Source organism: Rouxiella sp. Mn2063, assembly GCF_049319665.1.
Lineage (GTDB): Bacteria > Pseudomonadota > Gammaproteobacteria > Enterobacterales > Enterobacteriaceae > JBMOUD01.
The window spans coordinates 24,686-37,638 of sequence record NZ_JBMOUD010000002.1 but is presented as its reverse complement, the minus strand read 5'-3'; the positions used below and the strand labels follow the sequence as shown (position 1 = coordinate 37,638).

Below are 12,953 nucleotides of genomic sequence, written 5' to 3'. Positions count from 1 at the left end.
AAATTTAAAACAGAAAAAATAATTACACGGAAAGATAGGATGCTATTTGCTGTTCATTTACTTCAGCTCTTGCTTGTTGATGAACAATATTCCCTTTCTCAATGACAATAATTTTATCCGCGACATCTAATACAAAACTTAATACTTGCTCTGCCACCAGAATAGTTAACCCTTCTGAGTCACGAATTTTACGTAATATTTTCGCCATCTCTTTAATAATGGAAGGCTGAATACCTTCGGTCGGCTCATCTAATAACAATAGCTTTGGGCGACCCACTAATGCTCTGGCCATCACTAATTGTTGCTGCTGCCCACCGGACAGATTGCCGGCCATACGTTTACGCATGACTTTAAGTACCGGGAAATAATCGTAGATATAGTCAGGTATCTCTTGGGAACGCGAGTTTAGCAGGCCCGTTTTAATGTTTTCTTCAACCGTTAAGGTTGAGAACACCATGCGCCCTTGCGGAACAAATCCCATACCGCTCTGTACACGTTGAAAACTCGGCATCGGGACGATGTTGTTACCTGCAACATGAACCTGACCAGAAGCGGAAGGGATCATGCCAATCAGGGATTTCATCAAGGTAGATTTCCCCATGCCATTACGCCCAACCAACGCCGCAATCTCGCCTTTTTCGAGGGTTAAATTCATCCCTGATATCACCAAGCTTTGGCCATAACCCACAGAGTAATCGCTAATTTTTAGCATGATATTCCCCTTAGTGTCCGAGGTAGACGTCAATGACGCGCGGGTCATTTTTGACACGTTCAATACTGCCTTCAGACAGCACTTTTCCCTGATGCATCACCGTGACATGATCCGCAATGCCCTCGACAAACTGCATATCATGTTCAATCACCAGAACCGAACGACCGGTAGCGATTTTGCGTAATAATTGCGCCGTTTTTTCTCGTTCAGCGACCGACATTCCCGCCACCGGCTCATCAAGCATGAGTAATTTAGGGTCTTGAATGAGTAACATGCCGATCTCTAACCACTGTTTTTGTCCATGGCTTAATAAGCCCGCCTCAGTCTGTAAGAACTCTTCCAAGAAGATCTCTTTAGCGATGCTTTTAACTGCCTGAACAATGTCGTCACTGCGTCTGAAGAATATCGCCCCTAATGCACTTCTCGCCGTTGGATAAGATAATTCTAAATTTTCAAATACCGTCAGGCTTTCATAAACCGATGGGGTTTGAAATTTACGCCCCACCCCTACCTGTACGATTTTATTTTCCTTCATCCGACTAATTTCTTTATTTCTGTATTTAATACTGCCGCTGGTTAATTTTGTTTTTCCACAAATTAAATCCAGCACAGTGGTTTTACCCGCACCATTCGGCCCAATAATGACGTATATTTGCCCTTCATCGATATACATTGAGAAGTCATCAACCGCTTTAAAACCATTAAAGGACACGGTTAAACCTTCAACGGCCAAAATAATATCTTTCACCGCTCTCTTCATTTCAGCTCTCCGCGTGCAGATTTAACGTGGCGGAAAGTCTTCCTGCGCCATACTGCATCAATTTTGGGCTGAATATATTGCTGATATAGCCCTGCCAGACCTTTTGGGAAGACCAGTACGACGGAGATAAAGAGCAGGCCCATGGCGATGGTCCACATTTCAGGAAATTGTTCAGAGATAGCGCTTTTAGCCGCATTGACAATCAAGGCGCCATATACCGCACCGAGCAATGAACCCCTTCCGCCAACGGCACAAAAGATCACCATTTCGATAGAAGCCACGGTGCCAATAAAGCCTGGAGACATGAACCCAACTTGCAAGGTGAACATGGCACCACCCAGAGCCGAGAAGAGCGCACTCAGGCAAAACACCACCGTTTTAATATTGGCGACGTCATAGCCGGAAAAACGCACCCGATCTTCTTGATCACGAATCGCCACCATCAGGCGACCAAACTTGCTATTGAGCAGGAAATACCCCACCCAGACCACCAGCAGCAACAAACAGGCATTGATGAAATAGAGGATATAATGTGCCGAATCGGTACGGATATCCCAGCCCAGCAGGGTTCTCAGGTCAGTAATCCCGTTAATGCCGCCGGTATAACCTTGTTGGCCAACAATCAAAATGGTCAAAATCGCCGAGATAGCTTGGGTAATGATGGCAAAATACACGCCGCCGACCCGACGTTTGAACATCGCGCTGCCCAGCACAAAAGCAAACAGCGTCGGGATCACCAAGATGGCAATCAAGGTTAAGGTCAATGAGTGGAAAGGCTGCCAGAAAGCAGGTAATTCCGTGATCTGATTCCAATCCATAAAATCAGGGATACCCGGCGTGGTTTGCATTTTGGTCGCAGCAGCGGTCGATGCCTCAAGCTTGAGGAACATCGCCATACAGTATCCGCCGAGACCGAAAAAAATCCCCTGTCCCAGACTCAAAATGCCGCTATATCCCCAGCACAACACCAGTCCCACGGCGACAAAAGCGTAGGTCAGATATTTTCCGACCAAATTTAAGCGGAAAATATCTAATGTTGCAGGCATCACCACCAGCATCAGAGCCGCCAAAATCAGGACACCTAATACGGGATAGTTTTTTAAGTATTTCATCTCGTCACTCCTATCGGCGAACTCGGCTGGCAAACAGACCTTGTGGGCGCAGCAACAAGATCCCGACCACAATCAGCAAAGTGATCACTTTCGCCATCGAACCACTGAGGAAAAACTCTAACGTCGATTGAGACTGTGAAATCGAAAATGCCGAAGCCAGCGTCCCCAACAGGCTTTGCGCGCCGCCAAACACCACGACCAGGAAGGTATCGACAATATATTGCTGACCCGCGGTAGGCCCGGTTGACCCGATCATCGTAAATGCGCTGCCTGCAATGCCGGCAATGCCGCAGCCGAGAGCAAAGGTCCGGTTATCGACTTTGGCCGTATTAATCCCCACAGCCGCTGCCATCGGACGGTTTAACACCACGGCCCGCACGCTAATTCCCCAGGCTGAGCGATACATCAACCAACCGGTAGCCAAGGTAATAGCCAGAGTCAGCAGTAGAACAAACACACCATTAATCGGAATATCGATGTTGTCAGCAAAGTGGTAGGAACCCATCAGCCAGTTAGGCAGATCAACCCCCACTTCTCTGGCGCCAAACAGCGAGCGGTAGCACTGCTGCATAATCAAACTCAGGCCCCAGGTCGCCAGCAGCGTATCGAGCGGGCGTTTATAAAGGTGGCGAATGAGGACTTTCTCCACCACCGCACCTAATAAAGCGGCGGCAATAAACGCCAAGATAATCGCGACAAAGAAGTAGCCGCCGTATAACGAGGGCAAGTAGGCGGTGAAGAATCGGCCGGTAAGCCATGTCACATAAGCGCCCAAGATCATGAATTCGCCGTGGGCCATGTTAATGACGCCCATCTGGCCGAAGATGATGGCAAGTCCTAAAGACATCAGCACAAAGACCGCGAACAAACTCAGGCCTGAAAACCCCTGCATCACAAATATCGATGCCAAATTGGCAAAACTATAATCACTGAACATTGTCATTTCCTCGGCGAAGTCAGCCAGGTTACGCCCCCACCCAAAGGTGGGGGGAGTGGATCAATCTTTGGGGAAAGGATTAGGTTCGATCAGTTCTGGCGTTTGATAGATAACGTCATACTGACCATCGCTACGGGCACGACCGATGACAGTTTTGGACCAGAGATGGTGGTTTTCATGGATACGCACATAGCCTTCTGGCGCATCTTTTAGCTCAATGCCAGGCGAGGCCGCGCGAACTTTGTCGATATCAAAGGAACCGGCTTTCTCAACCGCCGCTTTCCATAACCAAGGGCCGAGATAGGCCGCCTGAGTGACATCGCCTATCACCATGTCGTTGCCCCAACGCTTTTTAAAGGCGGCGACGAATGCCTGGTTAGCCGGGTTATTCATGCTTTGGAAATATTTCATCGATGCATAAGCGCCGACAATATTTTCACCCCCGATGCCACGGATCTCATCTTCAGTGACCGAGATAGTCAGCACTAATGGCTTCTCTTTGGTCATATCGATACCGGCGGCCTTCAATTGCTTGTAGAAGGAGACATTCGAGCCACCTACCACGATGGCGTAAATCACATCTGGTTTTTTGAGCTTAATTTTGTTGATAACGGAGTTAAATTGCGTGTTACCAAGCGGGTAATAGTCTTCGCCGACCACTTGCAGTCCGAGCTTTTCGATATGATGACGGGCGATTTTATTTGCCGTTCTCGGCCAAATATAATCTGAGCCAATTAAGTAAAAACTTTTGGCGTGTTTGTTTTTAACCACCCAATCAATGCCTGAAATGATCTGCTGTGTTGCTTCCTGACCGGTGTAAATAACATTCGGCGATTGCTCCAAACCTTCATAGAAGGTTGGGTAATAAAGCATGCCGTTGTATTGCTCCAATACCGGCAGCATGGCTTTACGTGACGCCGAGGTCCAGCCGCCAAAAATAGCCGCGACTTTGTCACTGACGAGCAGCTTTCGCGCTTTCTCTGCAAAGGTCGGCCAGTCGCTGGCACCGTCTTCTTGCACATAGTCAATCTTGCGCCCTAACACACCGCCCTGCGCATTGATCTGGTCAATGGCCAGCTTCTCGGCTTGAATCGAGCCGGTTTCGCTGATAGCCATCGTCCCGGTGGATGAATGCAGGATACCGACCTTCACAGAATTATCCGTCACGGCCAATCCGGTAGTATCCACCGCTGATGTCGCGGGTGCAGCAGCCATCGCACTCTGCATAGCCATCATCAAACTGGCGGCGGCGAACAGCTTCAATTTACGGTGGACTTTACAGCGATACTGCGGGGAAAAATAAGCAATGTTCATAGTAGCCCTCATCATCCGATACGGTTAATCTCACTGAGGGACATCATGGAATTAGTGACGAGATCCAACAATGCGTGAGGTAACGCAAGGATTACGTCATTTAACGTATTGGAGAAAAGAGAACGCAGAGCGATTATCACGGGCGCAAGCTAGATAAAGTGCTGCTATGGAAAGTCACGCTCAACGGTTGAATTGGCCCTTAACATTACTTGGCCCTGACACATTGACTGGGGAAGGCGGATGACAGTTCAGCAAAAAGCATTTAAGTCGCGCCGGCGATATAACCAGTGGGTGACTAATCAAACGCTGGAAGACTTTGCTCTGCGTTATACGCCGACCTCGGCACGCCGTTGGCGCGCACGACGTGTGGTGATAACAGCATTAAGCGCCATTACCTTTCTGGCATTGGAGGCTATCGGCGGAGCCTTAACCTTAACCTATGGCTTTAATTATGTGGTCCTCGCCGTAGGTTTAGTCAGCGTTATCATTTTTTGCCTCTCGATTCCTATCTCAGTTAACGCGGCTAAGTATGGCTTAGATATTGACCTATTAACGCGGGGAGCGGGCTTTGGTTATCTCGGCTCCACTGTCACCTCGCTGATTTATGCCACCTTTACCTTTATTTTTTTCGCCCTCGAAGCAGCAATCATGGCAATGGCCTTGCACATGCTATTTGGCCTGCCCTTGCATCTGGGCTATTTGTTCGGCTCGGTGATTGTCATTCCGTTAGTCACCTGGGGCTTTACTTTTATCTCCAAATTTCAGCAGTTGACCCAGCTGTGCTGGCTGGTTTTACAGTTACTTCCTTTGGTATTTATTCTGCTACGCAATAGCGGAGCCGTCGAAAAGTGGACTCATTTTCAGGGCATTATTACGCCTGATGCCGGTGGATTCGACCTGCTGCAATTAGGCGCGGTATGTTCAGTACTGCTCTCGCTGGTTAGTCAGGTGGGGGAACAAGTTGATCAAGTACGTTTCCTGCCTAAATCGAGCCATAAAGGGCGCTGGAAGTGGTATGTGCTGGTATTAATGGCAGGTCCAGGTTGGATTATCATCGGCGCGCTAAAAATTCTGTTGGGTTCATTTTTGGCGGTTCTCGCCTTCGATTATGGATTGAGTGCCGATGTCGCCAGCGAGCCAACGCATATGTATCTGGTCGCATTCAGTTACGTCACCCAGTCGCCGTCGACGCTGCTAGCTCTCACCGGGATATTTGTGGTGTTGTCGCAGCTTAAAATTAACGTGACCAACGCCTACGCAGGCTCTATCGCCTGGTCTAATTTTTTCTTGCGTCTCACCCATCGCCATCCAGGGCGCGTGGTCTGGCTATTTTTTAATGTCGGGATCGCGCTGTTGTTGATGGAGTTGGGAGTTTATCGTGTATTTAGAGATATTTTGGGGCTGTATGCCGTTGCCGCAACCGCGTGGTTGGGCAGCGTAGTGGCCGATCTGACGATTAATCGTTGGCTGAAACTACGCCCCGATCATATCGAATTTCGCCGCGCTTACTTATATGACATCAATCCTGTTGGGATAGGTTCGATGGGCTTCGCATTATTATGCGGACTCAGCGCCTGGATGGGCTGGTTTGGTCATACCTTACAGGTATTTGCCTCAATGCTCTCATTGAGCCTCACCTTTGTCGCCGCTCCCGCTATCGCCTGGCTAACTAAAGGGCGCTATTACTTATCGCGCGCCTCCGCGCAGCCAACGTCTACGGAATGCTGTGTCTGTGGTACCCATTTCGAAAAACCGGAGATGAGTTACTGCCCGTTCTACCAAGGCAGCATTTGTTCGCTATGTTGCTCATTGGACGTGCAGTGTAACGATGCCTGTAAACCACAGGCGCGGTATAGCGAACAAGCGGCACAATTTATCCGTTTGTTTATCCGCGAATCGATATTGCAAAAAATCGATCCCAGGATATGGAGTTTTATTAGCATATTGGCGCTATTTAGCTCCATTATTGGCATGATTTTAATGCTTATCTACGCACAGATGCGGGGCGAGTTTTCTGGTGATGAAGAGTTGCTGGCGGCGACCTTGTGGAAGGTGTTTTTTATTCTGCTGATCATTACCGGGGTGACAACCTGGCTGTTTGTGCTAACCAATAAGAGTAAACAAATCGCTCAAGAAGAGCTGCGCCTGCAAAGCGATCGCTTAATGAAAGAGATCATTGCGCACAAAGCGACGGACCGACAGTTACAGCAGGCCAAAGAGGATGCCGACGATGCCAATCAGGCTAAAAGTCGTTATCTCACCGGGATCACTCATGAACTCAGAACCCCGCTCAATGCCATGTTGGGCTATGCGCAGCTACTAGAGAGGGCCAATGATATTCCACCAGCGCGTCAACGCGGCATCAGTATTATGTTGCGTAGCGGCGAGCATCTGGCCAACTTGATTGAAGGATTGCTGGATATCTCCAAAATTGAGGCTGGGAAATTAGAGATTCATCGCGAAGAAGTTCGCATTGGTGAATTGGTGCAGCAGTTGGTCAGCCTGTTCGAGCAACAAGCCAAAGATAAGGGATTGACGTTCAGCTATAACCCCCCTCATTGGTTACCTGATGCCGTGATGACCGATGAAAAACGTTTGCGGCAAATCCTCATCAATTTACTGTCGAACGCCATTAAATTCACCGATAAAGGCGGCGTTATTCTCGATTTTCAGTACCGCAGTGAAGTGGCCTTTTTCTCGGTGCATGATACGGGAATCGGGATTGCTCCTGAAAATCTAGAACGGATTTTCCAGCCCTTTGAACGCGTCTCAGGTGACTCGCGGCGCTCAGGAACCGGCTTAGGCTTAACCATTACCCAGCTACTGACTTATATCATGGGCGGTGATTTGCAGGTAGAAAGCCTGGCTGGCAGCGGTTCGACGTTCAAGCTTACGTTGATGTTACCCAGCCACAGCGGTCAGATGTACCAAAATACCGAGCCGGAAAAAATCACCGGCTATCCCGGCAGGCGTCATACGTTATTGGTGGTAGACGATGATGAATCACATCGATTATTGATGAACGATTTGCTCTCGCCGCTCGGATTCACGGTGCTAATAGCAGAAAACAGTACAGAAGCTCTGGCGCTTATCGAACAACAAGCACCGGATCTTTTTATGTTGGATGTCAATATGCCGGGGCTGTCAGGCTGGGAACTACTGAATACCTTACGCCGTGCAAATTATCACCAACCCGTATTGATGATTTCGGCTGAAGCAGAAGAAGGAAAATGTCAGCGTGCAGAAGGACAAGGCGAAGTGAGATTTTTAGGCAAGCCAGTGCGTTTCACCCAACTACTGGAAAATATTGGCGAAATGCTAAGTTTCGAGTGGGACACTGAGCGCGGTGAGTCCCCAGCTTCTGCCGTCAGCGCAGTTTCCGCTGCCGATTCTCAGCCGTTAGAAAAACTCAAAGAGATGGCTCACTTAGGCTATGTGCGTGGATTTAGGGATTTACTGAAAATCTATGTCGCTGCCAATCATCTCAGTGATGAAGAGGGTTCAGCACTGGAAGAACTCGCGCAACGTTTTCGATTTGATGAGGTTATTGCACACTTAGCACGCACTGGAGACGAAAATCATGACACAGAATAAACCGACAGTGCTGATAGTGGATGATGATATCAACACCCTAAGTATGCTTAACGACACTTTGGATGATGCGGGATTTACCGTGTTAGTCGCCTTAGAAGGCCAGCAGGCATTATCCATAACCCAACGGATCACCCCAGACATCATTTTAATGGATGCCATCATGCCGCATTTAGATGGCTTTGAGACCAGTAAACGCTTACGTGAAAACCCGGGGCTGCGCCACACGCCGGTTATTTTTATGACCGGACTCAGTGATACCGAAAACGTGGTCGATGCCTTTGATGCTGGCGTCGTGGATTACCTGGTAAAACCCATTCGAACGCAAGAGCTGTTGGTGAGGATGCGCACCCACCTGCGCAACTCGCAATTAACGACCAGCGCCTACAGTGCGATGGATTTAGTCGGCCAAACGCTCTGCGTTATCAGTCAGGAAGGCAAGCTGTTATGGGCCACGCCCAATGCATGGCAACTGTTCAACACCTACTGCGTAGAAGGTTTTGAACCCCAACAAAAGTTTGTTAAACGTGTGCTCGGGTGGCTCAATAGTACCGATGGTATCAAGCTCCCGCTTGATCTCTCCTCTGTGAATATCCCACTAAAACTCTATTTTTCTCACTACAATGCCAGTGGCGAACGGCTGCTCAGAATTGAAGAAATTAAAGAGCATGCAGAAGATGAAACCATCCTACGTCTTAAAAATCGCCTGGGTCTCACTCATCGCGAAACGGAAGTTCTACTGTGGATAGCTCGCGGGAAAACAAACCGTGAGATTGGACATATCCTCAATCTCAGCCCAAGGACGGTGAATAAACATCTAGAAATCGCGTTCCCTAAACTCGGGGTAGATAACCGAACGGCCGCTGCCGCGGTAGTTATCGCCGCCCTTGCGGTGAAAGAATTCTAATGAATGCTGTAATTTAGGTATAAAAAAATCCGGTGTGCGAGTTAACGAGCATCACCGGATTTTTATCATTAAGAATCAGTTATTGGGTCAAAAAAGCGTGGCTATTTACTCAACGGTAACTGATTTTGCCAGGTTACGTGGCTGATCAACGTCAGTGCCTTTAATCAGCGCAACGTGATAAGACAGTAATTGCAGCGGAATAGTGTAGAAAATCGGTGCCACAATCTCTTCGACGTGCGGCAACTGAATAATCTTCATTCCTTCGCTATCGGTGAAGCCCGCATCACGATCGGCAAACACATACAGCAGGCCACCGCGCGCACGCACTTCTTCGATATTGGATTTCAGTTTTTCCAGCAATTCGTTATTTGGTGCCACAACAATTACCGGCATATCCGCATCGATCAACGCTAACGGGCCGTGTTTCAACTCACCCGCGGCATAAGCTTCAGCGTGAATATAAGAAATCTCTTTTAGCTTCAAAGCCCCTTCCATCGCAATCGGGTATTGATCGCCACGGCCAAGGAACAGTGCATGATGTTTGTCAGAGAAATCTTGCGCCAATGGCTCGATGGTTTTATCCAGCGATAGCATTTGTTCGATGCGCGCAGGCAGAGCTTGCAGAGCATGCACAATATCGTGCTCCACTTGCTCGCTCATCCCTTTCAGGCTGCCAATGCGAGCCACCAGCATCAACAACACCGTAAGCTGAGTTGTGAACGCTTTGGTCGATGCCACGCCAATTTCGGTACCGGCTTTGGTCATCAGTGCGAGGTCAGATTCGCGAACCAATGATGAACCCGCGACGTTACACACCGCCAGAGAACCCAAATAACCCAGTTCTTTCGACAGACGAAGCGCAGCCAAGGTATCCGCTGTTTCACCCGATTGAGACAAGGTGATAATCAGACTATTTGGACGCACTGCGGATTTGCGGTAACGGAATTCAGAGGCAATTTCGACATCGCAAGGCACGCCAGCGAGAGATTCAAACCAATAGCGGGCCACCATCCCAGAGTGATAAGAGGTACCACAGGCAATAATCTGCACATGTTGTACGCGGGACAGTAATTCGTCGGCTTTCTCACCCAGTTCGCTAAAATTGATTTTGCCGTGGTTAAAACGCCCTTCCAGGGTGTTCTTCAGCGCCTGTGGCTGCTCATAAATCTCTTTTTGCATGTAGTGGCGGTATGCACCTTTGTCACCAGCGTCATACTGGGCGTTGGATTCGATTTCAGCACGTTCAACAGGGTTACCCTGTTTATCGAATACGCTCACCGCACGACGGGTAATTTCTGCTACATCGCCTTCTTCCAGGAACATAAAGCGACGAGTCACCGGCAACAGTGCCAGCTGATCGGAGGCAATAAAGTTCTCGCCAACGCCACGACCAATAACCAATGGGCTGCCTGAACGCGCGGCTACCAGCACATTCGGGTCACGTTTATCCATAATAACCGTGCCGTAAGCGCCGCGTAACTGTGGGATGACGCGCAATACAACCTCAAGCAGCGTTCCGCCTTGCAGCAGTTCCCAATGCACCAGATGCGCGATAACTTCAGTATCAGTCTCAGAGTCAAATCGGTAACCGCGTTCGATTAATAACTCACGCAGCGGCTCATGGTTTTCAATAATACCGTTATGAACCACGGCGATATAATCAGAAACATGAGGGTGAGCATTTGCCTCAGAAGGTTCGCCATGCGTCGCCCAGCGGGTATGTGCAATACCAATGCCGCCATGCAGAGGATGTTCGTCCAACGCATCGGAAAGTATTTTCACTTTACCCACGCGGCGTAAACGTCCCATGTGGCCTTCGTTATCCACTACCGCCAATCCGGCAGAGTCGTAACCCCGGTATTCCAGACGACGTAATCCTTCAACAAGGATTTCAGCAATATCGCGTTGTGCTACTGCACCAACAATTCCACACATCAGTTTGATTCCTTTAGGAGATCTGTTTCCAGACCTTTTGATGTCTTGACCTGATTGATAGCCGGTCAGGTCTTGCGAACAAGCCCGCCGGTTCCCCGAGCCTTGTAGAGGGTGGGGTTATTATGTTTTGGTGTGTATTTGCTAGATGATCGCAGCAAATACACACCAAAACACAATGATTGTGATACTAAACAGGCGCATGTTTGCGCCTGTTTAACGATAGCACTGGCTACAACATTATGGCTTTTTCTTTTGCGGGCGCTGCCAGTTTGGCTTATGCACCTGCGCTACGCGGCTCAATAACAGGCCGTTATCTGGAACATCGGCAGTTACCGTAGTGCCAGCAGCAATAGTCACGTTATTACCAACCTTAACAGGAGCAATCAGTTGGGTATCCGAGCCAACAAAAACATCGTTGCCGATAACCGTCTTGAATTTATTCACACCATCGTAATTACAGGTGATGGTTCCAGCACCAATATTGACGTTATCGCCAATCTCAGCATCGCCCAGATAGCTGAGATGTCCGGCTTTTGAACCTACGCCCAAGCGTGCTTTTTTGATCTCAACGAAATTACCAACGTGTGCGCCTTTTGCCAGCTCAGCGCCTGGACGCAGACGAGCAAATGGCCCGACAGTACATTCGTTTTCCAACGTGGCGTTTTCAAACACGCTGTAGGGGCTGATTTCACAATCATCACCGATAACACAATTCTTCAACACACAGCCAGCGCCAATTTTCACCCGTTCGCCTAACGTCACCTGACCTTCGATGATGACATTAACGTCAATCTCTACGTCAATCCCGTGCTTAAGCTCACCACGCAGATCAAAACGCGCCGGGTCTAGCAGCATAACGCCGGCTAATAGCAAACGATCCGCCTGCTCACGTTGATAAACGCGTTCGAGACGCGACAGCTGTAGGCGGTTATTTACGCCATCAACTTCGCTATTGCGCGATGGGTGCACCGCCACAACCTCATGGCCTTCAGCATGGGCCATCGCGATAATATCGGTGATGTAATACTCGCCCTGTGCGTTATTGTTGGTCAGTTTGCTTAACCAACGTTTTAACGACGCGCCATTCGCAACCAGGATGCCAGTATTAATCTCCTGGATTTTCAACTGTTCTGGGTTGGCATCTTTCTGCTCAACAATACCGGTTACCTGGCCATTTTCGCGCACAATGCGGCCATAGCCTGTCGGATCATCAAGCACCACGGTTAACAATCCAATGCCGCCAGCAGGTTTGCTTTTTAACAGCGTTTGTAGCGTTTCGACCGAAATTAATGGCACATCGCCGTATAACATCAACACATCTTCGTCATCGGCAAAGTACGGTGCTGCCTGTTGCATCGCATGGCCGGTACCCAATTGCTCGGCCTGTAATACCCAGTTTAGCTCGCTGGCAGCCAGACGTTGCTTGAGCAGGTCGCCACCGTGTCCATAAACCAGATGAACGGTTTGCGCGCCCACATGCGTCGCCGCATCAATAACATGCTGCACCATCGGTTTACCCGCGATCGGGTGTAGCACTTTAGGCAACTGGGAATACATACGTGTACCCTTGCCTGCGGCAAGGATCACAACACTCAATGCGCTGTTAGACATAAGCAACCTGACACATCCATTTTAGTAGACAAAAGTAACCCGTTAGCTCTGTGGATTACTACATATTTTTCAGC

The 12,953-nt window shown here is 49.0% G+C and carries 9 protein-coding genes; 2 read left to right on the top strand and 7 right to left on the bottom strand.

Annotated elements, in window-relative coordinates; genetic code table 11:
- Positions 1–22 precede the first annotated feature (22 nt).
- The 5 genes from urtE to urtA are packed head-to-tail and all read right to left on the bottom strand — an operon-like array spanning position 23 to position 4,835.
- Entirely contained in the window at positions 23–712 is a 690-nt protein-coding gene (gene urtE / locus ACL9RG_RS03565; protein WP_422791216.1) for an urea ABC transporter ATP-binding subunit UrtE, read from the bottom strand.
- Positions 713–722: 10 nt separating this feature from the next.
- The gene (gene urtD / locus ACL9RG_RS03560) at positions 723–1,472 is read right to left on the bottom strand and encodes an urea ABC transporter ATP-binding protein UrtD (RefSeq protein ID WP_422791215.1); all 750 of its coding nucleotides are present in this window, start codon (positions 1,470–1,472) and stop codon (positions 723–725) included.
- Complete coding sequence (gene urtC, locus ACL9RG_RS03555) at positions 1,469–2,584, bottom strand: urea ABC transporter permease subunit UrtC (protein ID WP_422791214.1); 1,116 nt, start codon at positions 2,582–2,584, stop codon at positions 1,469–1,471. The genes urtD and urtC overlap by 4 nt, the downstream gene beginning before the upstream one ends.
- Before the next feature lie 10 nt (positions 2,585–2,594).
- Positions 2,595–3,521 (bottom strand): urea ABC transporter permease subunit UrtB, encoded by a 927-nt coding sequence (gene urtB / locus ACL9RG_RS03550; protein ID WP_422791213.1) that lies wholly within the window; start codon positions 3,519–3,521, stop codon positions 2,595–2,597.
- Between the two features lie 60 nt (positions 3,522–3,581).
- Entirely contained in the window at positions 3,582–4,835 is a 1,254-nt protein-coding gene (gene urtA / locus ACL9RG_RS03545; protein WP_422791212.1) for an urea ABC transporter substrate-binding protein, read from the bottom strand.
- A 240-nt stretch (positions 4,836–5,075) separates the two neighbouring features.
- Between urtA and ACL9RG_RS03540 the strand changes: the two genes are divergently transcribed.
- Both ACL9RG_RS03540 and ACL9RG_RS03535 read left to right on the top strand, forming a co-directional pair.
- The gene (locus tag ACL9RG_RS03540) at positions 5,076–8,429 is read left to right on the top strand and encodes an ATP-binding protein (RefSeq protein ID WP_422791211.1); all 3,354 of its coding nucleotides are present in this window, start codon (positions 5,076–5,078) and stop codon (positions 8,427–8,429) included.
- Complete coding sequence (locus ACL9RG_RS03535; protein WP_422791210.1) at positions 8,416–9,333, top strand: response regulator; 918 nt, start codon at positions 8,416–8,418, stop codon at positions 9,331–9,333. Before ACL9RG_RS03540 ends, ACL9RG_RS03535 begins: the two co-directional genes overlap by 14 nt.
- Positions 9,334–9,438: 105 nt before the next feature.
- Here ACL9RG_RS03535 and glmS read toward each other — a convergent pair whose 3' ends face one another.
- Together glmS and glmU are read right to left on the bottom strand one after the other, a co-directional pair.
- Complete coding sequence (glmS, locus tag ACL9RG_RS03530; RefSeq protein WP_422791209.1) at positions 9,439–11,268, bottom strand: glutamine--fructose-6-phosphate transaminase (isomerizing); 1,830 nt, start codon at positions 11,266–11,268, stop codon at positions 9,439–9,441.
- A gap of 237 nt (positions 11,269–11,505) precedes the next feature.
- Positions 11,506–12,879 carry a bifunctional UDP-N-acetylglucosamine diphosphorylase/glucosamine-1-phosphate N-acetyltransferase GlmU gene (gene glmU / locus ACL9RG_RS03525; RefSeq protein WP_422791208.1) on the bottom strand — a complete coding sequence of 458 codons (1,374 nt, stop codon included), beginning with the start codon at positions 12,877–12,879 and terminating at the stop codon, positions 11,506–11,508.
- Positions 12,880–12,953 lie beyond the last annotated feature (74 nt).

Excerpts from the sequence above, each read along its gene's own strand:
- urtE (WP_422791216.1), bottom strand. The coding sequence starts at position 712 with ATGCTAAAAATTAGCGATTACTCTGTGGGTTATGGCCAAAGCTTGGTG.
- urtD (WP_422791215.1), bottom strand. The coding sequence starts at position 1,472 with ATGAAGAGAGCGGTGAAAGATATTATTTTGGCCGTTGAAGGTTTAACC.
- urtC (WP_422791214.1), bottom strand. The coding sequence starts at position 2,584 with ATGAAATACTTAAAAAACTATCCCGTATTAGGTGTCCTGATTTTGGCG.
- urtB (WP_422791213.1), bottom strand. The coding sequence starts at position 3,521 with ATGTTCAGTGATTATAGTTTTGCCAATTTGGCATCGATATTTGTGATG.
- urtA (WP_422791212.1), bottom strand. The coding sequence starts at position 4,835 with ATGAACATTGCTTATTTTTCCCCGCAGTATCGCTGTAAAGTCCACCGT.
- ACL9RG_RS03540 (WP_422791211.1), top strand. The coding sequence starts at position 5,076 with ATGACAGTTCAGCAAAAAGCATTTAAGTCGCGCCGGCGATATAACCAG.
- ACL9RG_RS03535 (WP_422791210.1), top strand. The coding sequence starts at position 8,416 with ATGACACAGAATAAACCGACAGTGCTGATAGTGGATGATGATATCAAC.
- glmS (WP_422791209.1), bottom strand. The coding sequence starts at position 11,268 with ATGTGTGGAATTGTTGGTGCAGTAGCACAACGCGATATTGCTGAAATC.
- glmU (WP_422791208.1), bottom strand. The coding sequence starts at position 12,879 with ATGTCTAACAGCGCATTGAGTGTTGTGATCCTTGCCGCAGGCAAGGGT.